At 53.5% G+C, this 22,236-nt stretch carries 20 protein-coding genes and 3 pseudogenes; 15 read left to right on the forward strand and 8 right to left on the reverse strand.

What is annotated here, in order from left to right:
* Positions 1-43: 43 nt before the first annotated feature.
* From ACVLVH_RS02420 to ACVLVH_RS02470, 11 genes and pseudogenes are all read left to right on the forward strand, one after another.
* On the forward strand, positions 44-223 hold the full coding sequence (locus ACVLVH_RS02420; RefSeq protein ID WP_210080278.1) for a hypothetical protein: 180 nt from the start codon (positions 44-46) through the stop codon (positions 221-223).
* Between the two features lie 13 nt (positions 224-236).
* On the forward strand, positions 237-1,859 hold the full coding sequence (locus tag ACVLVH_RS02425) for a TIGR04028 family ABC transporter substrate-binding protein (RefSeq protein WP_498948614.1): 1,623 nt from the start codon (positions 237-239) through the stop codon (positions 1,857-1,859).
* Between the two features lie 12 nt (positions 1,860-1,871).
* Positions 1,872-2,816: an ABC transporter permease gene (locus ACVLVH_RS02430; RefSeq protein ID WP_498948756.1), complete on the forward strand. Its 945-nt coding sequence runs from the start codon at positions 1,872-1,874 to the stop codon at positions 2,814-2,816.
* Positions 2,813-3,670, forward strand: a complete 858-nt coding sequence (locus tag ACVLVH_RS02435; RefSeq protein ID WP_110868458.1) for an ABC transporter permease — start codon at positions 2,813-2,815, stop codon at positions 3,668-3,670. Before ACVLVH_RS02430 ends, ACVLVH_RS02435 begins: the two co-directional genes overlap by 4 nt.
* Positions 3,667-5,277 (forward strand): dipeptide ABC transporter ATP-binding protein, encoded by a 1,611-nt coding sequence (locus ACVLVH_RS02440; RefSeq protein WP_498948616.1) that lies wholly within the window; start codon positions 3,667-3,669, stop codon positions 5,275-5,277. Before ACVLVH_RS02435 ends, ACVLVH_RS02440 begins: the two co-directional genes overlap by 4 nt.
* Complete coding sequence (locus ACVLVH_RS02445; RefSeq protein ID WP_498948617.1) at positions 5,274-6,275, forward strand: putative FMN-dependent luciferase-like monooxygenase; 1,002 nt, start codon at positions 5,274-5,276, stop codon at positions 6,273-6,275. Before ACVLVH_RS02440 ends, ACVLVH_RS02445 begins: the two co-directional genes overlap by 4 nt.
* Before the next feature lie 12 nt (positions 6,276-6,287).
* On the forward strand, positions 6,288-7,385 hold the full coding sequence (locus ACVLVH_RS02450) for an alkylhydroperoxidase domain protein (protein WP_498948618.1): 1,098 nt from the start codon (positions 6,288-6,290) through the stop codon (positions 7,383-7,385).
* Between the two features lie 2 nt (positions 7,386-7,387).
* Entirely contained in the window at positions 7,388-8,539 is a 1,152-nt protein-coding gene (locus ACVLVH_RS02455; RefSeq protein WP_312464542.1) for an amidohydrolase, read from the forward strand.
* A 23-nt stretch (positions 8,540-8,562) separates the two neighbouring features.
* Positions 8,563-9,411, forward strand: a complete 849-nt coding sequence (locus ACVLVH_RS02460; RefSeq protein ID WP_498948621.1) for a VOC family protein — start codon at positions 8,563-8,565, stop codon at positions 9,409-9,411.
* Between the two features lie 152 nt (positions 9,412-9,563).
* Positions 9,564-10,102: pseudogene (locus tag ACVLVH_RS02465) on the forward strand (GNAT family N-acetyltransferase).
* 70 nt (positions 10,103-10,172) lie between these two features.
* Positions 10,173-10,527 (forward strand): annotated as a pseudogene (locus tag ACVLVH_RS02470) (IS30 family transposase); the annotation flags it as partial.
* A 180-nt stretch (positions 10,528-10,707) separates the two neighbouring features.
* Here ACVLVH_RS02470 and ACVLVH_RS02475 read toward each other — a convergent pair.
* Positions 10,708-11,190, reverse strand: coding sequence for a hypothetical protein (locus tag ACVLVH_RS02475; protein ID WP_312464540.1), 483 nt, complete (start codon positions 11,188-11,190; stop codon positions 10,708-10,710).
* 478 nt (positions 11,191-11,668) lie between these two features.
* Positions 11,669-12,691 (reverse strand): AraC family transcriptional regulator, encoded by a 1,023-nt coding sequence (locus tag ACVLVH_RS02480; protein ID WP_192412863.1) that lies wholly within the window; start codon positions 12,689-12,691, stop codon positions 11,669-11,671.
* Between the two features lie 64 nt (positions 12,692-12,755).
* On the opposite strand from ACVLVH_RS02480, the gene ACVLVH_RS02485 reads away from it, so the two are divergent.
* Positions 12,756-13,958 (forward strand): MFS transporter, encoded by a 1,203-nt coding sequence (locus ACVLVH_RS02485; protein ID WP_498948622.1) that lies wholly within the window; start codon positions 12,756-12,758, stop codon positions 13,956-13,958.
* A 186-nt stretch (positions 13,959-14,144) separates the two neighbouring features.
* Here ACVLVH_RS02485 and ACVLVH_RS02490 read toward each other — a convergent pair whose 3' ends face one another.
* A complete protein-coding gene (locus ACVLVH_RS02490) occupies positions 14,145-14,669 on the reverse strand; it encodes a phenolic acid decarboxylase (RefSeq protein ID WP_110868449.1) in 525 nt (174 codons plus the stop codon).
* Positions 14,670-15,256: 587 nt separating this feature from the next.
* Between ACVLVH_RS02490 and ACVLVH_RS02495 the strand changes: the two genes are divergently transcribed.
* Together ACVLVH_RS02495 and ACVLVH_RS02500 are read left to right on the forward strand one after the other, a co-directional pair.
* Positions 15,257-15,643: a hypothetical protein gene (locus ACVLVH_RS02495; protein WP_462063112.1), complete on the forward strand. Its 387-nt coding sequence runs from the start codon at positions 15,257-15,259 to the stop codon at positions 15,641-15,643.
* Positions 15,640-15,816 (forward strand): hypothetical protein, encoded by a 177-nt coding sequence (locus ACVLVH_RS02500; protein ID WP_462063114.1) that lies wholly within the window; start codon positions 15,640-15,642, stop codon positions 15,814-15,816. The genes ACVLVH_RS02495 and ACVLVH_RS02500 overlap by 4 nt, the downstream gene beginning before the upstream one ends.
* A 100-nt stretch (positions 15,817-15,916) precedes the next feature.
* On the opposite strand, the pseudogene ACVLVH_RS02505 reads toward ACVLVH_RS02500, so the two are convergent.
* Positions 15,917-16,559, reverse strand: a pseudogene (locus tag ACVLVH_RS02505) (LysE family translocator).
* Positions 16,560-16,896: 337 nt separating this feature from the next.
* On the opposite strand from ACVLVH_RS02505, the gene ACVLVH_RS02510 reads away from it, so the two are divergent.
* On the forward strand, positions 16,897-17,580 hold the full coding sequence (locus tag ACVLVH_RS02510) for a hypothetical protein (RefSeq protein WP_192412853.1): 684 nt from the start codon (positions 16,897-16,899) through the stop codon (positions 17,578-17,580).
* 286 nt (positions 17,581-17,866) lie between these two features.
* Here the strand turns inward: ACVLVH_RS02510 and ACVLVH_RS02515 are convergent, their stop codons facing one another.
* The 4 genes from ACVLVH_RS02515 to ACVLVH_RS02530 all read right to left on the reverse strand — a co-directional run bounded on the left by ACVLVH_RS02515 (position 17,867) and on the right by ACVLVH_RS02530 (position 22,213).
* The gene (locus ACVLVH_RS02515) at positions 17,867-18,703 is read right to left on the reverse strand and encodes a hypothetical protein (RefSeq protein WP_277975296.1); all 837 of its coding nucleotides are present in this window, start codon (positions 18,701-18,703) and stop codon (positions 17,867-17,869) included.
* A gap of 4 nt (positions 18,704-18,707) precedes the next feature.
* Positions 18,708-20,282, reverse strand: coding sequence for a hypothetical protein (locus tag ACVLVH_RS02520; RefSeq protein WP_498948623.1), 1,575 nt, complete (start codon positions 20,280-20,282; stop codon positions 18,708-18,710).
* 15 nt (positions 20,283-20,297) lie between these two features.
* Positions 20,298-21,770 carry an OmpA family protein gene (locus ACVLVH_RS02525; RefSeq protein ID WP_498948625.1) on the reverse strand — a complete coding sequence of 491 codons (1,473 nt, stop codon included), beginning with the start codon at positions 21,768-21,770 and terminating at the stop codon, positions 20,298-20,300.
* A 302-nt stretch (positions 21,771-22,072) separates the two neighbouring features.
* Positions 22,073-22,213: a hypothetical protein gene (locus ACVLVH_RS02530; RefSeq protein ID WP_498948627.1), complete on the reverse strand. Its 141-nt coding sequence runs from the start codon at positions 22,211-22,213 to the stop codon at positions 22,073-22,075.
* Positions 22,214-22,236: the final 23 nt, after the last annotated feature.

Below are 22,236 nucleotides of genomic sequence, written 5' to 3' on the forward strand. Positions count from 1 at the left end.
GTGAAGGTACCGCGTAAGCGGCGCGAGGACCGCCGGACCAAAAGTGGCACCGGTCAGCGCCATCGCCAATGGCTTAGCTAATAAGCATTACGCCATTTATGGCGCCCCATCGTATGAACAGAACGCCTATTTATTTTTTTTAGCAAAGCTTAGTGCAATTCCTTGGTTCAACTCCCGTGTGCGGCATTCAATGATGAAAACCGCCCGTCGGGCTATTGATTAAAAAGGGAAACACCATGACTAAGCATTTTCACTTGCAGGCGTTGAGTTTGGCCCTGCTATCAGGGATTTTTAGCGCCCACGCGGCAGACACGCCCGTTAAAGGCGGCACGCTGGTTTACCTCGAACAACAGGCACATACCAACCTTTATCCACCCGCCGGTGGCTTTTATCCCAATGGCGGTATTCTGAATCAAATTACCGATAAGCTGACGTGGCAGAATCCTGAAACCTTAAAAGTGGAACCGTGGATTGCCGAAAGCTGGAGCAGTAACGCCGATAAAACCGAATATACCTTTAAAATTCGTCCCGGCGTCACTTTCTCCGATGGCACGCCATTAGATGCCAATGCGGTAGCCAAAAACTTTGATACTTACGGTCTGGGAAATAAAGCCCAGCGCCTGCCGGTTTCCGAAGTGATCAATAATTACGACCGCAGTGAAGTTATTGATCCTCAGACGGTGAAATTCTATTTCAAAAAGCCATCTCCCGGTTTTTTACAGGGCACCGCTACCATCGGTTCGGGCCTGGTTTCCCTCAGTACGCTGCAGCGTAGCTTCGACCAACTCGGCGATGCGCGTCATATTATTGGTTCCGGTCCATTTGTGGTCAGCGATGAGAAACTCGGCCGCGAAGTCGATTTAACCGCGCGCAAAGATTATCAATGGGGCCCGAAAAACCTCGCCCAGCAAGGTCCCGCCAATCTCGACGGCATTAAATTCATCGTCACGCCGGAAGACAGCGTGCGTATTGGCGCGCTGCTGGCCGGCCAGGCCGACTTCATTCGTCAGGTGCAAGCCTACGACGAGAAGCAGGCGCAGCAGCAAAACTTCCCGATTTACGCTGCACCCACGCGTGGCGTCAACGACAGCATCAGCTTCCGCCCGGATAACCCGCTAGTCAGCGATGTGAAAGTCCGTCGGGCGCTGCTGCACGCCACCAACGCGCAGCAAGTGGTGCAAACCCTGTTCTCACCGAACTATCCGCAGGCCACGTCGGTGATCGCCACCTCGGCGGCCGGTTACGTCAATCTGGCCGACAAGCTGAAATTCGATCCGGCGTTATCGAAAAAGCTGCTGGATGAAGCGGGCTGGAAACCGGGCAGCGACGGCATCCGCGAAAAGGATGGCAAGAAACTGGCGCTGACCATTTATGAATCGCTGCCGCAGCCGCAGAACAAAGAGGTGCTACAGCTGGTGGCACAGCAGTGGCGTCAGGTTGGCGTCGCGCTGGCGGTGAAAGCCGGTGATGCCGGCAGCCGCGTGCTGGATAACCTCGATCCGCTGAAAACCCCGCTGGTGGTGTCCGAAGTGGGCCGCGCCGATCCTGACGTGGTGAAGAGCCAGTTCTATCCGACTAACCGTGATGCGCTGCTGCAAAAAGGCGGCTCCAGCGACAAGGTGCAGAACTTCCGCGACGACAAGCTGAACACGCTGTTGCTGAGGATCTCCTCGGAAGTCGATCCGGCGAAACGCCTGGCGGTGACCGGCGAGGCACAGCGCTATCTGCTCGATCAGGCCTATGTAATTCCGATCTTTGAAGAACCGCAGGTGTTTGCCGGTGCGCCGTGGCTGAAAGGCGTGAATTTTGAAGCCGTCGGTCGTCCGTCGTTCTACGGCGCGTGGCTGGAAAAACACTAAGGCAGGTTAATGATGCAACGTTCACTGCTGCGAAGAGTGGGTCAAAGCGTTTTGGTGCTGTGGGCCGCGTTTACCCTGTCGTTCTTTCTGCTGCAGGTGCTGCCCGGCGATGCGGTGCTGATCAAGTTTCAGAACCCGGATCTGGGCCTTAGCCCGGATCAAATCGCCGAAATGCGACTGGCTTACGGCGCGGATAATCCGCTCTGGCAGCAGTACGTGCACACGCTGCTGGCGATGGTGCGCGGCGATTTTGGTTACTCGGTGCAGGCGGGCGTGCCGGTCAGCGAACAGCTGATCAGCAACCTGCCCGCCACGCTGCAACTGGCGCTGCTCGGTTTTGTGCTGGCAACCCTTATCGCGTTCGCGCTGGCGGCGTTATCGCGCTTGCCAGCGCTGCGCTTCCTGCGTTCGGTGCTGCAATCGGTACCGGCGCTGTTTATCTCGCTGCCGACCTTCTGGCTCGGCATCGCGCTGATTCAGCTGTTCTCCTTCCAGCTGCGCTGGATCCCGGTGATCAATCCCTCGGCGCTGCAGGGTTTGATTCTGCCGGTGATTACCGTGGCGATCCCGATCTCCGCGCCGCTGGCGCAGATTCTATTACGCAGCATCGATCAGGTTTCTATCCAGCCGTTCGTGGCGGTCGCGCGCGCTAAAGGCGCCAGCGAAAGCCATGTGCTGTGGCATCACGTGATGCGCAATGCGCTGCTGCCGGTGCTGAACGTTGCCGGTTTGCTGCTCGGGGAACTGATCGCCGGTGCGCTGATTACCGAAACCGTATTTGGCCTAAGCGGCGTCGGTCAGCTGACGCAGCAGGCGGTGAATAATCAGGACGTCGCGGTGTTACAGGCGGTGGTGATGATCTCGGCGCTGGCGTTTGTGCTGATTAACCTGCTGGTCGATGCGCTGATGCCGCTGTTCGATCCGCGTCTGCAATCCATTGCCGGAGGCAACCGATGAGTCTGGTCGATTACTCAACTGCGCGTCAAAGCAACGGCAACGCACGTGCGTCCCGCGTGCTCAACATCCAGCCAGGTTTGTGGCTGGCGTGGGGCGTGATGCTGTTGGCGCTGCTGGCGGCATTTGCGCCGGGTCTGTTTACCCATTTCAGCCCGACGGAAGGCGTGCCTGGCGCGCAACGTCTGCCGCCGCAGGCCGCTTACTGGCTCGGCACCGATCAGCTGGGCCGCGATCTCTACGCGCGCATTATTTATGGTGCGTCACAGTCGCTGTCGGCGGCGGTCGCAGCGGTGGCGATGGGGCTGATTGGCGGCACCACGCTCGGCGTGCTGGCGGGCGCGATGGGCGGTCGCACTGAGAACTGGCTGATGCGCTTAGTGGATGTGCTGCTGTCGATTCCTTCGCTGCTGCTGTCGCTCAGCATTCTGATTCTGCTGGGTTTTGGCACCGTGCACGCCGCGCTGGCGGTGGGCATCGCCTCGATTGCCAGCTTTGCCCGCCTGGCGCGTGGCGAAGTGGTCCGCGTACGCCGCAGCGAGTTCGTCGAAGCGGCTTACGGCAGCGGCGGCAGTTTCGGGCGCGTGTTGTGGCGTCACATTTTACCCAACTCGCTAACGGCGGTGATCGCCTTCGCCGCCTTGCAGTTTGGCCAGGCGATTCTGGCGTTATCCACGCTCAGCTTCCTCGGCTACGGCACGCCGCCGCCGACGCCTGAATGGGGTTTATTGATCGCCGAAGGACGTAACTATCTGGCGACCGCGTGGTGGCTCACCACCTTCCCCGGCATTGTGGTAGTCGCCGTGGTGCTGGCCGCCAACCGCATCAGTCGTCAACTGGCCGGAGGTGACGCATGAGCGCGTTATTAGCCATTGAAAATTTAACCCTCAGCTATCGCCAGCGCGGCGAGTGGCGCGCGGTGGTTCACAACGTCAGCTTTGAGTTGCAGCCGGGTGAAATGGTGGCGCTGGTCGGTGAATCCGGATCCGGCAAAACCACCACCGCGCAGGCCATTATTGGTTTGATGGCGGAAAATGGCCGTCGTGACAGCGGCAAAATTGTGCTGAACGGCACCGATATCGCCGGCTGGTCTTCTAAACGTCTTGATAGCTTGCGCGGCGTCAGCATCAGCTTAGTGCCGCAGGATCCGGGCAATTCGCTCAATCCGGTGAAAACCATTGGCGATCAGGTCGGTGAAATGTTGCAGCTGCACCTGAAAATCAGCAAAACCGAACGTCAGCAGCGCGTACTGGAGCTGCTGCAAAAAGTGGGGCTGAGCCATCCGGAACAGCGTCTGACGCAGTATCCGCATCAGCTTTCCGGCGGCATGAAACAGCGCGTGCTGATTGCTATCGCCCTCGCCCTGCGTCCGCAGATTATCATTGCCGATGAACCCACCAGCGCGCTGGATGTCACGGTGCAAAAACGCATTCTCGATCTGCTGGATGTGCTGCGCCGCGAATCCGGTACGGCGGTGCTGTTTGTCACGCACGATTTGGCGCTGGCGGCAGAACGCGCCGATCGCCTGCTGGTATTTCGTCATGGCGAAGTTCAGGAACAAGGCCCGGCGCCGCAGGTGATCAACGCGCCTAAGCATGCTTACACGCGGCAGCTGTTGCAGGACGCCGATCCGGGCGACAGCGCGCTGTCCGTGCCGACACAGGCCAACTTCTCGTCGCCAGCGATTCAGCTCTCCGGTATCAATAAACAGTTTTCCCTCGGTCGCCAGCAGCAGCTGCAGGTAGCGAAAGAGGTATGCGTGACCGTAGCGCGCGGCACCACGCACGCGCTGGTAGGCGAATCCGGCTCGGGGAAAACCACGCTGGCGCGCATTCTTTTAGGCTTTGAGCAGGCCGATAGCGGCCGCGTGGTGATCGATGGCATCGATGCCACCGCGCTGCGCGGCGAAGCGCAACGTCAGCTGCGCCGCAAGATTCAGTTTGTGTATCAAAACCCGTTTGCCTCACTGGATCCGCGCCAGACGCTGTTCGCCATCATTGAAGAGCCACTGCGTAACTTTGAGAAACTCAGCAGCGACGAGCGCCGGCAACGCGTCGCAGCCGTGGCGCAGCGCGTGGCGTTACCGCTGGAGCTGCTGACGCGCAAACCGCGCGAGTTGTCCGGCGGCCAGCGTCAGCGCGTAGCCATCGCCCGCGCCCTGATTCTGCAACCGGCGATTCTGGTGCTGGATGAAGCGACCTCAGCGCTGGATGTCACAGTGCAGGCGCAGATTCTGCAACTGCTGCAACAACTGCAACGCGAGCTCGGCCTTACTTATCTGTTTATCACCCACGACCTCGCCACCGTGCGCCGCATTGCGCACAGCGTCACCGTGCTGCGCGCCGGTGAAGTGGTGGAGCAAGGTGACACCGTCACGCTATTTAATGCGCCGCAGCATCCGTATACCCGATCGCTGATTGACGCGATACCCGCTTTCCGTCCGCTGATTAAGGAGTCTGCATGACGCGCAAACGCATTGGTTTTTTCACTCGCCTGCTGGATGACACTTCCGCACAGCAGCGCTATCGCCTGGCAACGGAACAGATTCAGCACGCCGAGCGCACCGGTTTTGACAGCGCGTGGATTGCTCAGCACCACTTTCACGAGAAAGAAGGCGGCTTGCCGTCACCGCTGCTGTTTCTGGCCCACGTTGCTGCGCACACCCGCACTATTCGGCTTGGCACCGGCATCATCACGCTGGCGATGGAGAACGCGCTGCGCGTCGCCGAAGATGCCGCGGTGCTGGATTTGCTGAGCAACGGTCGCCTCGAAGTCGGTTTAGGTTCGGGCGGCACCGCGACCTCGTTTCTGCCGTTCGGTATCACCATCGACCAGCGCGCCAGCGTGTTTGCCGATCATCTGCATCAACTGCTGAGCGCCTGGCGCGGCGATACGTTGGGCCATCCGGAGAATCATCTTTATCCCGCTGCGCCGACGCTGGCGCAGCGCGTGTGGATCGCCACCTTCTCGGTGGAAGGCGCGGCGCGCGCGGGACAAGCCGGGCACGGTTTGATGCTGTCGCGCACCCAGCCGCGTCCGGCGGGCCAGCCTGATTTGCCGCTCCACCAGATACAAAACCCGATGATTGATGCCTATCTGGCGGCTTTACCAGCAGGCATTGCGCCGCGCATTCTGGCATCGCGCACCGCTTTTGTGGCCGATTCCAACGACTACGCGCGCCGTCTTGCCGAGCCGGGCTTACAGCGCCAGGCGCAGCATTTCCGTGAATCGGGACACGTGATTGGCAACACGCTGGACGAACAGGCGCGTCAGCTGGATGCGCACTTCGGCGATGCCGACACGGTGCGGCAATCGCTGCTGGCCGATACGTCGCTGCAACGCGTCACCGATATCAGCTTCCAGGTGCACTCCATCGATCCGCCACACACCGACATTCTGCGTTCTATCGAATTGATTGCCGAGCATATTGCGCCCGCGCTGCGTGCGCTAAGCCACGCTTAACAGGAGAATTTCATGTCTCAAACGTTTGATTTACTGGCCGCGCTGGCGGATATCGATCCCGCGTCTGAACTGGCGCAAGCTCGCGCCGAACGTCACGCCGCCACCCAGCACACGCAAGGCAGCTATGACGTGCTGTTTTCGCAGGATGATGAAGATTTGCCGTTAGCAGAACGTTTCGCCCTCGCCGCGCAGGTCGCGGCCTGGCATGGCGCGTCGAGTCTCGAAGCGCATTACCGCCAGCCGGATCAGCCCAACAACGCACGCTTCGCTGCGGGTCTGGCGTTTGCGGAACTGCTGAGCCTGCATCCGGTCGATGCTGCGCCGCAGCACATCGAGACGCTGCAAACTGCCGGATGGTCGCCACGCGGCATCGTCACGCTGGCGCAGCTGATCGCCTTTGTCAGCTTCCAGAGCCGCTTGCTTGCGGGTTTGCGTTTGCTCAACGGTGAAGAGACGGCGTCGCAGCCGCATGCGGTGGCCGGTAAATGGCACGATGCGCCGCTCACCGTCAGCGGGAAAACCGCCCTCACCGCCTTTACCCAACAGGAACTCGGCTGGGAACCGTGGCTGGCGGCAAAACCGCTGCAGGAATTTAGCGCTGAAGAGCAGGCAACGCTGGCGAAATTCGGCCACAGCGACTCTGATTACTTCCGTCTGCTGGGCCGCAATCAGCCGCTGCTTGAGCAGCGCACGCTAACTGATAAAGGCATCTTCTACACCGCAGGCGGACTCTCACGCGCCGAGCGAGAACTCGCCGCCACGGTGGTGAGCAAGGTCAACGGCTGCATCTACTGCGCCTCGGTGCATGCGCGCAAAGCCAGCCAACTGTCGAAAGATGAACCGGCGGTGCAGAAGCTGCTGAATGTCGCGCCGGGCGCTGAGCTGTCGCACGGACAATCGGCGCGCTGGGCGGCGCAGATCGATTTGGTTGCTACCTTATCGATTACGCCTGCCGCCACCAGCCTGAAACAGCTGCACGCGCTGCGCGATCAGGGATTCAGCACGCTGGAGCTGCTGGACCTGATTCAATCCGCCGCCTTTTTCGCCTGGGCAAATCGCCTGATGCTGACGCTCGGCGAACCTTTCTTACCTGAACACACACAAGGATGACCATGACGGATCTTTCCCATCAACAGCTGGTGCGCTGGCGACGCGAGCTGCATCAGCATCCTGAACTGTCGGATCAGGAATTTGCCACCACCGAGCGCCTTACCCGCTGGCTGCAGGAACTCAACGTCAAGCTGCTGCCGCTGGATTTGAAAACCGGTGTCGTGGCAGAAATCGGGCACGGTGAACCGCTGATTGCGCTGCGTGCCGACATCGACGCCTTGCCGATTGACGAGCAAACCGATCAAGCATGGCGCTCCCAGCAGCCGGGCGTGATGCACGCCTGCGGCCACGATCTGCACAGCAGCGTCATGCTGGGCGTCGCACAGCAGTTGCAATGCATCGAATCGCAGCTGCCTGGCCGCGTGCGCATTCTGTTCCAGCCTGCCGAAGAGATTTTTACCGGCGCGAAACAGCTGCTGGCGGCGGGCGCGCTGAAAGAGGTGCAGGCGATTTTCGGCCTGCATAACGCGCCGGATCTGCCAACCGGCACGCTGCGGACGCGCGGCGGTGCCTATTATGCCAACGTTGATCGTTTCCAGATCACTATCAACGGCAAAGGTGCGCACGCCGCGCGTCCGCATGAAGGCATTGATAGCATCGTGATTGGCAGCCACATCGTCACCGCGCTGCAAACGCTGCCGAGCCGCGTGTTCAGTTCGCTGGAGTCGCTGGTGGTCAGCGTGACGCGCTTTACCGCAGGCAACAGCTGGAACGTGCTGCCACAAACGGTGGAACTGGAAGGCACGGTGCGCACCCACAATGCGGCGATTCGCGCGCAGATCCCGCAGAAAATGAGAGCGCTGATAAACGGGATCGCCGCCGGATTTGGCGCACAGGCGGAGCTGGTGTGGCAGGAAGGTCCGCCTTCGCTGGTTAACACCCCGCAATGGGCCGATTTCGCGCTGGATCTGGCCGCAGAGCAAGGCTATCAAACACAGGTCGGCACGCCGCAGATGGGTGGCGAAGACTTCGCCTTCTACCTGCAGCAGCTGCCGGGCGCGTTCGTTAGCATCGGTAGCGCCAGTGAATTTGGCCTGCATCACGCCGGTTTCGATCCAGATGAAGCGATGCTGGAACCGGCGGTGCTTTACTTTACCGAGCTGGCCCAGCGCGCGCTGCTGACGCTGCGCCAACAACAGGCGCTGGCATCGTGACCATGAGAGCAAGGAGAAAAGCGATGGCGATTTCTGTACCTGTTCCACGTCTCGACCATGTGGTGATCAACGTTGCCAGCCAGTTGGATGACGCCAGCGCGCTGTTTCGTCGCCTGGGATTTCAGCTGACCGAGCGTGGCCATCATTCGCTCGGCTCCAGTAATCATCTGGCGATTTTTGGTGATAACTATCTGGAGTTGCTGGGGTTTGAACCTGGGCGCGGCAATCTGCGCCAGGATTTGTGGCAGTCGCCGATTGGCCTCAGCGGATTAGTGTGGAAAACCGAGGATGCCGATGCGGTGTGGCGCTATCTGGAGAGCCAGGACATCGACGGCGATCTGCCGGCCAGCTTTTTCCGTCCCGTTACTTTGCCGGACGGCACCGAACAGGAAGCACGCTTCCGCACCGTGCGGTTGCGCCCGTCGCTGGTGGCGAACGGCCGCAGCTTCTTTTGTCAGCACGACACGCCGGATTCGGTGTGGCAGGACGCGTGGCGCGTCCATCCGAATGGCGTGAGCGATATCGTCGAATTCGTGGTGGTGGCGCAGGATCCCGCCGCCGCTGCTCAGCCCTACAGCCGTTTATTCGGTGCCGATAAACTCACCGCCTGTCAGGAAGGCGCGTTTGTGCTCAGAGCGGGCGTGGCAACGGTACGCTTTGCCGCCGCGGAGTACGTTACGCAGCGCTTCGCCGGATTGCCGATTGATTACGACGGCAGCGCGCGCATGGCCGGATTGAGTTTGCGCACCTCGGATCTGCGCAAAGTGAAAGCCAGCCTGCTGCTCGGTGATGTGCCGTTCCGCGAAGAAGAGTCGACGATTATTGTTGGTGCCGAGCAGGCGTTTGGTGTGGCGTTGCGGTTCCAGCAATAATCACGTTTTGCATGTATCCGTAGCGGCGCGATTTATCGCGCACTGTGATGGCGATTGCGCAGCCAGCCTGATATTGCGCAATAAATTGCGCCGCTACGTTATGAGCGTTGTAAAATATCGTTGTGGAGTAATCTGAATTCTAAAGGTGAAAAGTGACCGCTAACCTGCATCTCGACACGCCCAGACTCACTTGCTCGCAGATCGCGGAAGACGACTGGGACTTCTTCCGTCAGCTCCAGCTCTCGCCTCACGTCATGCATTACGTCGCCGATGCAAAATCTGATGAAAAAATTCACGCCGATTTTACAGCAAGATTGCCGCGCTGGTCGCCATTCAGCGCGCATTGGCTGTGTCTGGTGGTGCGGGAAAACAGTCAGGCAATCGCCTCGGCGTTAGCGGTTATATTCATCGGGAAAAGGACTGCGCCGAAGTCGGCTTTCTGTTCGCACCTGAAGCGCAAGGCAAAGGCTATGCGCACGAGTCGCTCCGCGCGATTTGTGACTATGCATTCAGCGACGGCGGCATTCGACGCCTAAGCGCTACCGTCACCGCAGACAATACGCCCTCACGGCGACTGCTGGAAAAAGTCGGTTTTGTATTAGAAGGTGAACTGCGAGAAAGTTACTGGCTGAGAAATGCGTGGCATAACGATTGGCTGTTTGGGTTGTTGCGCGAGGAATATGGGTTGTAGTGCAGGTGTGATCAACTCAGCTCGGGATCAAGGTTATTTAACGAATTAGCCATATTTAACCCGACCAAACATAGAGATGTCTACTAACTCCTATATCGTCACCCACGTTGAACGCCATTCCCGCTTTGTTATGCTGTCCAAAATCAGCGACAACAAAACCATAACTGTTGTATCTGCACTCATCAAACAAGCGCGGAATTACCAGCTGAGCTTTTATAAAACACTAACATGGGATCGAGGCGCCAAACGACCAGCCACGCTCGATTTACGGTAGCGACAGACATTTGGATTTATTTCTGTGGTCCTCAATCTCCCTGACAGCGTGGCTCAAATGAAAATACGAACAAGCTGGTCAGACAATATTCCCAAAAGGAACTGACTTTGGACGCTCAAGTTATTCTGTCCAATCCATAATATTTCGCGAATCAGTAAATGAATACGAGGCGGTTTGGTGCGATTTTTAGATGCATTCTAAATAAGCTGCAAAAAAATTCTCAAGAAATGAATCGTCAAATATTATCAGCCTAACTATTAAGAACGTTACTAGCCAGGCGTAATATCCCACTATGGAAAACTGAATATGAGCTTTTGAACGATCACTTATGTTAATTATAAAGCCTTTTTTGTTGGGAACGCTGCCTCCGCTCGTCATACTCCTTAGCTTTTTCCTTATGCCACATATTGCTGCATCCTGGATCGCTAGGGGTAAGACAATATTGAGTTGTATCATCTTGAGACTCACTTTTCTCCCAAGATAGTTTTGGCGTTACCTCTGTGGACCAGGAATCTTTCGCTTTTTCCTCATACCACATTTTGCTGCATCCAGGATCGCGAGGGGTAAGACAATATTGGGTTTCATCAGCTTGAGACTCACTTTTCTCCCAGGAAAATTGTGGCGTTATCCCTGTTGACACCGAATAGTCCTTCTTATCAAGATTATACATAAAATCTGGTGAGGCCGATGCTGAAACACCATAAAGTAGTGATATAAATGGGGCATATACATATTTTTTTAAGCATGACATATTCGTTATTCCTTTAAACGTAAATTCGTTTAACTTCAATTTAGAAGCCCAGGTTCCTGACACGACTAGACGCATGAGTAAAGTAACGTAAAATGTAGAACTGTCGATTATATCCTCATTACTGGGGAAGACCCACTATACATATTTTTTTAAGCATGACATATTCTTTATTCCTTTAAACACAAATTCGTTTGACTTCAATTTAGAATCCCAGGTTCCTAATTTTAATATTCGATATCGCATCGTAAAAATCGTGCTTTCCTACATGAACGAAAAAGCATATTCGGAAAGAATGTCTGGTGACAAAGTCAGTCAGATCAGAATTAATCATCTTGCTTGATTGCGTAAATTCAAAACCACCAGCATCTGTAAATGATATGTCAGTTCTTTGCTCATTACAGACATCCGCTTCTTACAACAAGTAACTCTGTGCCAGAATCGGACACCGGAGAAATTTGCGATACGTAGAATGATGAAAAGTCGTTTCCGCTCAGTTTTTAAGGTCTTCTACATTCAATCCAGCAAATGACAATAATAGCATTCACTCACTTACTGTATTAACGCCTCTCGCTGTTCGCTGACGCATAGCGCCCGGTGGATACCCATTAATACGCTTGAACGCTCTGCTAAAGGCTGCCTGCGAGGCATAGCCGAGGCGAAGCGCTACGGTGTCAATTGAGATCTTATCGTGAGTAATCCAGTGACCCGCGATGCGCATTCGCACTTCCCTTGCATAGCGCTGCGGAGGTATGCCGATGATTGATTTGAAGCGTTCAGCAAAAACAGAACGGGATACATGCGACTGGGCAGCAAGCTCGGCAACAGACCACTCCCGGCTTGTATCACGATGAATGGCCAGAATGGCACGGGCAAGTCGTGGATCACGTAACGCAGCGATCAGACCAGCGGCGTTCTCGCTGCCGTTTTCAATCCATCCACGCACAATCATGGCCGCCGCCACTTCTGCGAGGCGTGCCAGAATGCCCGCGAAGCCCGCGCGTCCGGAACAGATTTCAGATTTCATCGCGCCCAGAACGGGAACCAGCCCCGGATAAATCTGTTCATTTGCCTCAACCACGATGGCTTGCGGCATCAGTTTACCCAGGCCCTGCATTCCACCAAGATCGAACTCCATACAGCCATAAAACAGAACTGTGCTGGGTGTCGGATGCGAACTCGGGCAGGTATTAATTCCGCTGACGGCCTCGCCTAAAGGAGCAGAGCCGAACGTGTCGATATGTTGAAATGAACAGCTGACATCCGATAAAAGCTGATGCTCCTCGCCCTGCGGCATGAATACCATGCTCCCGGCTTTCAGTTCGTGCAACGTACCATCATGTGTGCGCAGCAGAGCAGTACCCACTGCGATGTAATGAAAATAGGCATGTCCGAGTCTGCTGCTGAAACCGACGCCAAACTCAGAGCCCGTCTGTAAACGGCGATACTGCACGCCACGCAGACGCATTTCCAGCAGCAATTCACTAATGAGTTCGGATGACAGGGCAAAGTGTTTATTCACATGCATAACCGGAGTTTCGGGTAAAAAATCAGGATGTGGCATCATAGATCGTCCAGCGGCTCAACTCTAGACTTGGAGTTATCATTTTTTCTCCAAAAAAGAGTGTGTTATGAAAAACGAAGCAACTGAAGCTGCATCCGTTAGTTTGAACAGTGCGGAACCCAAAGAATCCGCATGGATGGCCGTTATTTCACTGACGATGGGCGTGTTTGGCTTGCTGACTGCAGAATATCCTCCTGCCAGCCTGTTAACACCCATGGCCGCGGATCTTGGTGTGACCGAAGCGCTTGCTGGTCAGGCTGTGACGGTGACAGCTGTGGTGGCCCTGTTTGCGGGCCTGATGGTTCCCCGGCTGACGCGTAATTATGATCGCCGAACTGTTTTACTGGGTTTTACCGTGCTGATGATCGCCTCCAACCTGCTTGTCGCACTCTCCTCCAGTCTGGCTGTTCTGCTGGTCATGCGCATTCTGCTGGGCATCGCGCTGGGAGGCTTCTGGAGTATGGCTGCTGCCGTAGCTATGCGACTGGTCCCTGCAAAAAGCGTCCCGCGTGCTCTCTCCATTATTTTTAGCGGTATTGCTGTCGGTACCGTGGTTTCGATCCCGCTGGGGAGCTATTTAGGTGGGCTTTATGGCTGGCGTAGTGCTTTTATCGCTGCAACCGCAGTTGGCCTGCTGACACTGCTTTTCCAGCTGTTTACGCTTCCTGGGATGGCTCCGCGTAAAATGATGATTACGGCATCCGTCATGGATTTACTCCGCCGCCCAGGCATTGCGGTGGGAATGACGGGGTGTGTGATTGCCCATACGGGCCAATATGCGCTGTTTACCTATATTCGTCCGGCTCTTGAAAATATCGTTCAACTTGATGTGGATCGTTTGTCTTTGATACTGCTTGGATTTGGCGTCGCTAATTTTATCGGTACGCTGCTGGCCGGGTGGCTGATGGAGAAAAGCCTGCGTCTTACCCTGATACTGATGCCAGCACTTGTTGGTTTAGCGGCATTAAGCATGATTTTGCTGCCACTTGAGGAAGCAGGATTGATGTTGTTCGTCGCGTTGTGGGGGATGGCATTTGGTGGCGTACCCGTTGCGTGGTCGAACTGGGTAGCGCGTTCCGTTCCCGATCAGGCTGAAACCGCTGGCGGCATGGTAGTCGCAGCAGTTCAATCCTCAATTGCTGCGGGTGCTGCGTTGGGAGGATTACTTTTTGGTCTCAGCGGCGTAACTGGTGTTTTCATTACCGCGGGTTGCATAATGTGTTTTGCCGCGCTGGTGATTGCACTAAAAGTGAGGGTCGCGCTGAGCTGACCACTTCCCCTATAAAAACGTTTAAATAAAGGCCAGCTGAATCATTTGGCTGGCCTGAAAAAAGTAGCGAGGTTTCCTGGCTCTTTCTGCTCACTTAAAATCTCTACTACTTTGTTCGGCACCTCAGCGTCCAAATGAATTGGCTTTGAGGTGTCAGTGTAATGAAGCAGTAATGTCCGGAATTAATTATTTCCCATCGAAGAAATTGTCCGGAAGTTGACCTGGGGGCATATTAATAACAGCATCATTATCAGGCCCTTCATTTTTCATATACGTGACCCTGGCAAATTCGGGTATCACAACATAGGGATATGCCGGTCCTTCATCGCGAAAGCGATGCATATCCTCAATGAACTCATTTTGATAACAAATTGTTTTTTCAGGATGTTGATTTTCACCTGCAATCCACTGAGGAAAGAAGATGGTGCCATGAATGATCTTTCTTTCAATATCAAATAACAGGCTCACACAGGTTCCTGTCGGCTCGTGCCAGTCGACTTTATAAATGCCAGGTGCGAACTGCACGGCATTCATTTTTTGATTTGTCACCCAACGACCACCTACCAACCCCTGATGAATCCTGTAATCACACGTATTGTCATTACGCGCATACCATTCATATTTCCATCCATTATCATAGGTATAGACAAAATGCGTCCCTACAAAGGCGGATAAGTCTTTTGATATATCATTAACTGATTCACTTGACATAACGACCTCATATTTTCCGATAGCGTAGCGAAGTGTGGAATGTTACTTGCTGAACCCGCGTAATCTAAATACTGTAGTGTTACGAGGTGAGCATGTTATAAAACAATGCGCAAGCATTTGCATATCAATTATTTACATAATATTAGCATTTAGATGACAGATACAAGTCATTTGCTTAGGAATAATATAGCCACTTTGCATGAGTTTTCCATAATAATTAACCATTTTATAATGCCAAATAGTTTGACTCAGTCGCAAAATGAATAAAAAGGTTAACCGTATGTAATAAATTAACGGTTCACCTTCAAAATGCAACGATTAAAATTAGACTATTTATCAGTATTTTGCACTCCCTTGAACCTGTTTTTTAGGGTTTTAATTTGCGAAAGTAAATTATAAAGCTACCCTGAGATAAGCATCAAACGCTGACGTTTCTTCTAACTGAATAATCACTCTTCAGGCAGAAAAATATGCCTGAGCCCTAAGAATTTTCTCTGCGGGATATATTTCTATGGATTTGATTCATGAAGTTTTTCGATTATCACCGGAGCTGGCGCTTTTTCTTTCTCTCGCTGTAGGCACGTGGAGTGGTAAATTTAAACTGGGCGCATATTTGCGCTGGACAAGAGAATTGCGGTCGCCATCGCAAAACTGAACTTGATCCAGCACAGCTCCAGCAGATGCAGGGGAATGTCGCGGTGCGATATGCGTTGACATACATCTTCGGCTCCCTGAGTACCATCATTATCCGCGTTAACATTCTTGCCAAAATTATGGGGCGCTCTATTCGTCAAGACGCAATGAAAGCTGAACAGGGACTGATGCATGGCGCAATCATACTGGCGCCAGGACAGATGCCTGCTTTACCTGAACTGATAGGTCGGGTGTTTCTGGCAGGAGCGGCCGCGAGCAGAAGCATTGCTCAGATTAAAGCGTTAGCTAACCCACTTTCCCGGTTACCGTTGAACGCATGAAACGCGGCGATAAAGTCATCGCCGTTCCGCCTGACATGCCGCTTAATGACAACGACATTCTGTTACTTGTGGGCCGCCGCAAAGGCATCGTTGCCCTCGCCTCCACGCCGGGAAAAAAGCTGAATGCAGAGGATGGGCCGGAAATGCCCATGAAGACATCTGAAGTCTTTTAGATGGTATCAAGCGCGGAAGTCCCTGACAGGAAATTTGCCTTTGCCGGCCTCTGGCCTGCGGGCCGTAGAGACCATCAGGAACAACGGTATTTCTAAGGAGTTAATCGATAAGGCTGTGCAGAGAAACAGCTATGAGCATTATCCCGCCGACAATGTTGACGTACTTTTGCAGCATTCGCGGGTTAGTTTTTTTGGCTGAGAATATGAGCGTTTGAGTGATTGCAAAAAGCCAGATACTCATAACCACTATATGAACTGATGCCAGTATAAGGTAGTTGTAAACGCCACCCTTCGCGCCTGCGAACTGTGAAACGACCGTCAAATAAAAAAGGATGGCTTTAGGGTTCAAAACATTAGCCAGCCAAGCCTCTTTTAAAGTCACGGAATGCTTTGCACCAGTAAACCCGCCTGAATTTACCGTTATCCCACTCCGGATAAGCATCGCGCCTAACCAAAGCAGATAGACAGTTCCGGTTACTTTAAGCACAGCAAACGCTGCTGACGACGAGATGAGCACTGCCGTGATACCAAACCCTATAAAAATTGCATGGGTATATATGCCCAGAGCGGTTCCGGCGAGGGTTCTAAATAAACCTTTGTTACCTCCTGTCAGAGCACTGTTCATAACGAGATTGAAGCTCGCTCCGGGAGACAGGGCAACAGGGCAACAGGGCAACAGGGCAACAGGGCAACAGGGCAACAGGGAGTAAGGCTGGCATTAAGCCCAAAATGTTCATATCCATAGATTCTGGATAGTAATTGGCACTCTCTGAAATTGCCAGTGCAAGCGTTTCGCATATAGGCAATGTTCAGCTAAGCAAAAACGGGGATCTTTTTGACTAAAAGTCCGCTCTTCGCTCATAGCGACCTCGACTCAGTTAGCTTGTCCGCTTCGTGCCACATGCGGACGTTGAGCAGATTACGACGTATTCAACTTCCGCCCCGTAAAAATATTTATTATCAGCCATGCATCTCATATTTTCAGTCCAGATTAAACTGGACAATTAAACGCTTAGTCTTAGATGCCTGAAAGAAATATAATCAATCATCTGGTCGCGCACTTCTGTCAGAAGGTCTGTAATGAACTCAGAACACCTGCAAAAGATGTATCTTTCTGCAAATGAGAACACCATCGCAATGTGGCTCAAAAATGCAGGTATTGGCAAGGCCAGAGAAGAAAACTACTACGATCCGCTTAAACTCGCTCTTGCAGCAGGCATTAAGCCCCCTGTGTCCGGTTCTGTCTCACATCTTATTGAGGAATTGAAAAGGCTCACACAGGATGATCCGCTTGCCGATACGCTGCCAACACAGGGTTTCCATTTCACTTTCTTACCCCTGACACTACCACTGTATAACGTAAACGAACCATTGCCAGAGAAAATGGATCAATTGACAAATATATGGACAGAATTTCATGCGAAAAAAATTGTTCTCAAAGATCTCCGGTTAGTTGCGTTGCCCAGTCAGTTATTGCTTGCTGGGATCCCTGAACCTGCTGCGATAGATCTGCGCCAGTCGTTCTGCGAAAAGGTTCTGGATTCACACTGGAAAAAAGAGTTGCTAATGCGACATACCGGCAGCCCTTTACCAGCACCATTCTGGCACAGCACACTTCTGCGCTACAGCGCTGCTTTTTTACCCGTAACCGTGCGTCAATTTTTTATTAAACGTCAGGGTCTTAATTTCGGCAATGTTGCCGGAGAATTGATATTAGCGAAGGTCAATTACAACTGGACAAAATGTTATCCATTGACGAGTTAACTGAGACGTTGTAGTCGTATGCCAAAAAGGCTTTCGCCACATATACTAGCTTAATAGCCGGAAGCCGAATGAGTTTTAGTCCGCTCCTCGCTCATAGCGGACCTTGCCATATGCACACATTCTTTCAATGCCAGATGCGGGAGATGTTAAAGCGCTTTACCCAGATCAACGGTGAGCAGATGAACATGGGTAATCCACCCTAAAACCATTATGGTAACGAAGTCGCGACTCATATTCACTGCCCTGGCCAGACGTTGAGGCAGTGAATACATCGTTTATGAGCAACTTATTGCAAATCTACATTCAACGCCGGTGCACCAAAACTAACTAACTCTGCATTCGACGCAGTAAAATAGTCGCGCCAGAATATCTCAAGCTGCTGAATGATTTTCCCTGAGCGATAATTATTTTTCGCGTCGGTATCAATCAATCCTGCACCTGCGACAAATACCTTAGCGCCGGCAAAATCCGCTAACAAATTCTGCTGTTTAACCTGCTGCAACGCTTTCTCAGGCGAAAGCAAACGCAGCGCGTTATTGCGGTAGAAGCTATCAAAAGCGCTGTTTTCCAACATATCGGAGATCAGAAACAGAGTGCGTGACGCGTTTTCATCCTGCTCAAGATCGTGACTAATGCGTTTCAGGCTATCGAGGATCTCGCTTTTAGCGATGTTATCGCCCTTCTCAGCGAAACTTTTTGCCATCAACCCACCCATTGCGCTCGCGAAATATTGCTTTTGCTCACTCAGGCATTTGTCGAGGTTCTTCAAACTCTCCATGCCTTGATTGTCGCGGATCTTCTTGTCCGTGAGTAGCGGCTCCAGACGTCCATCAAATAAGCGCTGCATGAAATTGTTCTGCAACAACGCCGAGAACTGATACAGCACCACATGATCGCCGGGCTGGCTAAAACGCATAATCTGCTGCCAACTGGCATTTTTGATCTGCAGCGGCACTTTAACCGTTTGATCAATAATCACCACCAGCTCACGACCGCTGTTGGCCGGGCGATATTGACTGAGTTTGGCATAGTCATAACAGCTCGGGATATCGTTGCGATCCGCAGCCTGCGCCAGGGCACTCACCCCGGCTAACAGCAGCAAACACCATTTGCTGATCTTCACCTGATTATCCTCTGGCCTTATTAAGCACGCGCTGCACTTTACGACGACTGAGCAGTGCTTCCATTGACAGACCCAAATCCTCAGCCACCAAACGCAGTTCTTCATCATCTAAGGCTGTCAAATCGCCCAACTCCGCGATGCGCGCCTTTTCATCAGCGTCAGCAGCAGGTGCCGTTTCCAGTGCCACCGGTGCAGGTGTTGGCGTTGTAGGTTCAAATACCAAAGCCGGTTCTCGCTGATGTACCGGGCGCTCTGGAGCAACGGTTGCGCGCGTGGCGTTAAATTGCTGGTGCTGATCGTCAGCCAGTGCTTTATCGCGCTGCTTACCGCGCACGTAGTCGTCGAAGGTCCGAACATCAGTTTGTGCAATGCTGGCGCTACTGGCGCGTTGCATCGCCATACGATTCTGCAAGCTTGCCAGTTTATCCTGCGCATCACGCTCTACGCGCTCACGGCGCATGGCGTACCACGCGGCAAACTCTTCAGAGCTACTGAAATTACCAATATATTTCGCCGCCAGGCGCGATTCGATGCCGGCCAAAGAACGGTAATAACCAATCAAAATACCGATAATCTGCACGCCAATGAAAATCACCGACAAAATAATGAAGGTCAATTTGGAGGCGAACACGCGGTTGTCACTGACCTCTTGCGCCGCTTGCTTATCAGCCTGCTGATTATCTTCCACCGCTTGCTGTGGCAACTCAAAAGGTGAAGCGTTGCTCGCCGCGCTGGTTTGGCTGAACGGCGTGCCATTAACGGCCTGGGTTTCGGCGGCATTAATGGTTGCCGCACGAATGAAATAGGCACCTACCGCAAAGGTGACGATCAGCAGCAGCGTCACAACCGTTTGTACATATTGCGGTTTTGCGCCAATACCGTGGTTCACACGGTTGAGCATTTGCAAATAGCTGGGTGCATCATCGTCAATGCGGCTGTTTTCCAGCGAGACGCGGTTGTCTTTGACCAACGCCTGCGCATGACCTTCCAGACGCGCTTCTTTATGCCAGTAGCGGATTTTGCTCAGCAGCGTATTTTTGTGTAACTGCGTGCCCATTAAATGCGTTGCGGGCACTAAAATCACACCAATCAGCACCGAAACCACAATCGCCGACAGCTCCGCCTGGTTCGCAGAGATGTTGTTGGCAATGAATGGCGAAAGTACCAGCGCAAAGATAAAGGCCTCCAGAATGACGAGGGCGATACTGCATAACCACAACACCACGCTGGTCGGTTTGCGGCCCCGCTCATCCACTTTGTTCAAATAGTTAACGCAGCGCAGATAAAAATCGGCATCGCGGTTTGAAATGCTATGAAATTGATAAAACTTGCCACACAACGCTTCTTCAGCCGGATGCCAGATGCGTCCGCCGGTGCCCGCACGGCGAGATTCATGGCTACGCGACAAACGGGTGATGTGGCCAAAGAGCGGTAGGGAACAAAACAGGTTGAGAAAGAAGTAACGAACTTGATCCCACCATTTGATCACGCCAAGTGTTAGCGCCAATAGCCCGAAAAGCGGCCAGAAGATGTAGCGATAGGTGGCGATCGCCTGCATTAAGGTATCTAAAATTTCCATAAGAGTGTTATCCGTTTATCCACGCTGAGGAGCGTAATTGGCCAGCCACGGCTGACGATGATTGCTATAAAAGAGCTGTCCTTGTTGCGCAGGCTTGCCCGATTTCGGCAGCAAGAGGTCGACGCAGGAGATCGGTTGATGCTGGGCATCGGCGATGTAGACGCGGTAAAGAATGCTGTCTTCACCTTCCCAACTGTTGGCGACACTTGCCATGCCTTGTAGCGCCTTGCGGTTGCCCTGCGCATAGTTTGGCGTGATGAGCACTTGAGGGTTTTGCGTCACCACGGCACCCTCCTTGAGAACAAACACTGGCGTCAATGTCACCAGGTTGCCATTCACCAATCCAGCCCACGCGCGCCCGTTCATATTGGGCAGATATTCCCGCGTATCATGCTGATCGATCGCCTTACCGCTGGCTAAATTCTTAGCCAGCCCACTGACGCGGGGAAGATCGGTGAGACAGCTACCGCTGACACTGCTGGCCTGCGCCTGACTAATCAGGCTGAAACCTTGCGACAGCGGCTTTAAGTTGCTGGCGAGACCCGTAACCTGTGCGCTGGTGGGCTTGCCACCAAAATCGACAAAGTTAACGGGATTGCTCTCAGCAATGGCTTGAGTGGGTTGGGTCACCACTTCCGGCGCTTTTACTTCAGCGCTTTTAGTCGCAGCCTTCTTGCTCGCTATACGTGGTGCCGCCCTGGCGGTTGAAGTACGCGCCAACGTATTTTCAGCAGCAGAGCTGTGGCGCAAATACAGTGGGTTATTGCTTTCCAGAGCCAGGCGTTGGCGTAACAGTGCTTCATTCGCCAACGCCACGATTTCAACCCGGCGGTTTTGTGCCCGACCCGAAAGGGAATCGTTATCCGCCAGTGGACGTGAGGAACCCACACCCTGGAAATAGAGTTGGCTGGCTTTAATGCCACTTTGCTCCAGTACTAGCCCAACGTTGCGGGCACGCGCTTCAGAAAGTTGCTGATTGTGTTCGGCGTTGCCCGTGGCGTCCGTATGTCCCACCACCAGCAAAACATCGTTGGAGGATTGCTGGCCGCCTTTCATCGCTGTGGCAATTTTTTGCACCTGACGCATGCCGCTGCTGGTCAGTTCTGCACTGTCGATGGCGAACATGGTACCGTCCTCAACTTGTGCAACAATCCCCACCGGCTCCTGCTTGCTGTTCTCCTGCGCCTTAAGCGCCTGAGTGCTGATGCGAATTTTTTCTTCCTCGGCGACTTTAGCCAGAGCCTGTTCACGATTCTGCCAAACGTTCCCGACCACGCATCCCGCTACGCCGCCTGCCAGTCCACCCACCAGGGCTTTCCTGGCGTCGTGAGTCACCAGATAAGTGATGCCGCCACCCAGTGCGGCACCGCCGATACAACCGGCAGCGGTACCGTAATCACGAGCAAAGTCATTCATTGAGGCACAACTGGAAGTCAGAGAAGCGGCGATCAGCACGGATGCAGCTTTTTTAGAAAAGGGTAAATTCACATCAAATCCTTGATTGAAAAATCCTCTGTCGTGCGGAGGAAACAATGATTAATGGTTGAGGCTGATTGATAAAAAAAATTCACAGGTTTGTATCGGCAGCAATGCCGATGACTTTAGACCTCAGTGGCGAATTTTTTCTATTCAAGGAGATAGGGGATTAAAACGGGTTGACGCAGGAGGAAATGATGAAATTACGTTAGTAATATTATCCAATCACCGCGCGATTTATCGCGCAATACGTGTTTGATGAATATGGGCACGCGTGGCAAGTTTGACCAAACGCCAATCCTGATGGCCGTTAATCATCGGGTTCGCCTGCGCTTTTGCCAGTTCGACCACCTTTCCTGCGTCAGGATGCGCACGCGATTATCGGAAAGATCTTCGATCAACCATGCATGCAGCACGTCCAGACGATCGTCGCTGCCCCACCCTGGAAATCTCACGTTAAGGACTTCTGCGCACAGGA

This window comes from Kluyvera sp. 1366 (assembly GCF_054823405.1).

Coding starts and splice junctions, on each gene's coding strand:
- ACVLVH_RS02460 (WP_498948621.1), top strand. CDS start 8,563: ATGGCGATTTCTGTACCTGTTCCACGTCTCGACCATGTGGTGATCAAC.
- ACVLVH_RS02440 (WP_498948616.1), top strand. CDS start 3,667: ATGAGCGCGTTATTAGCCATTGAAAATTTAACCCTCAGCTATCGCCAG.
- ACVLVH_RS02520 (WP_498948623.1), bottom strand. CDS start 20,282: ATGGAAATTTTAGATACCTTAATGCAGGCGATCGCCACCTATCGCTAC.
- ACVLVH_RS02510 (WP_192412853.1), top strand. CDS start 16,897: ATGAACTCAGAACACCTGCAAAAGATGTATCTTTCTGCAAATGAGAAC.
- ACVLVH_RS02425 (WP_498948614.1), top strand. CDS start 237: ATGACTAAGCATTTTCACTTGCAGGCGTTGAGTTTGGCCCTGCTATCA.
- ACVLVH_RS02455 (WP_312464542.1), top strand. CDS start 7,388: ATGACGGATCTTTCCCATCAACAGCTGGTGCGCTGGCGACGCGAGCTG.
- ACVLVH_RS02445 (WP_498948617.1), top strand. CDS start 5,274: ATGACGCGCAAACGCATTGGTTTTTTCACTCGCCTGCTGGATGACACT.
- ACVLVH_RS02490 (WP_110868449.1), bottom strand. CDS start 14,669: ATGTCAAGTGAATCAGTTAATGATATATCAAAAGACTTATCCGCCTTT.
- ACVLVH_RS02485 (WP_498948622.1), top strand. CDS start 12,756: ATGAAAAACGAAGCAACTGAAGCTGCATCCGTTAGTTTGAACAGTGCG.
- ACVLVH_RS02500 (WP_462063114.1), top strand. CDS start 15,640: ATGAAACGCGGCGATAAAGTCATCGCCGTTCCGCCTGACATGCCGCTT.
- ACVLVH_RS02435 (WP_110868458.1), top strand. CDS start 2,813: ATGAGTCTGGTCGATTACTCAACTGCGCGTCAAAGCAACGGCAACGCA.
- ACVLVH_RS02480 (WP_192412863.1), bottom strand. CDS start 12,691: ATGATGCCACATCCTGATTTTTTACCCGAAACTCCGGTTATGCATGTG.
- ACVLVH_RS02430 (WP_498948756.1), top strand. CDS start 1,872: ATGCAACGTTCACTGCTGCGAAGAGTGGGTCAAAGCGTTTTGGTGCTG.
- ACVLVH_RS02450 (WP_498948618.1), top strand. CDS start 6,288: ATGTCTCAAACGTTTGATTTACTGGCCGCGCTGGCGGATATCGATCCC.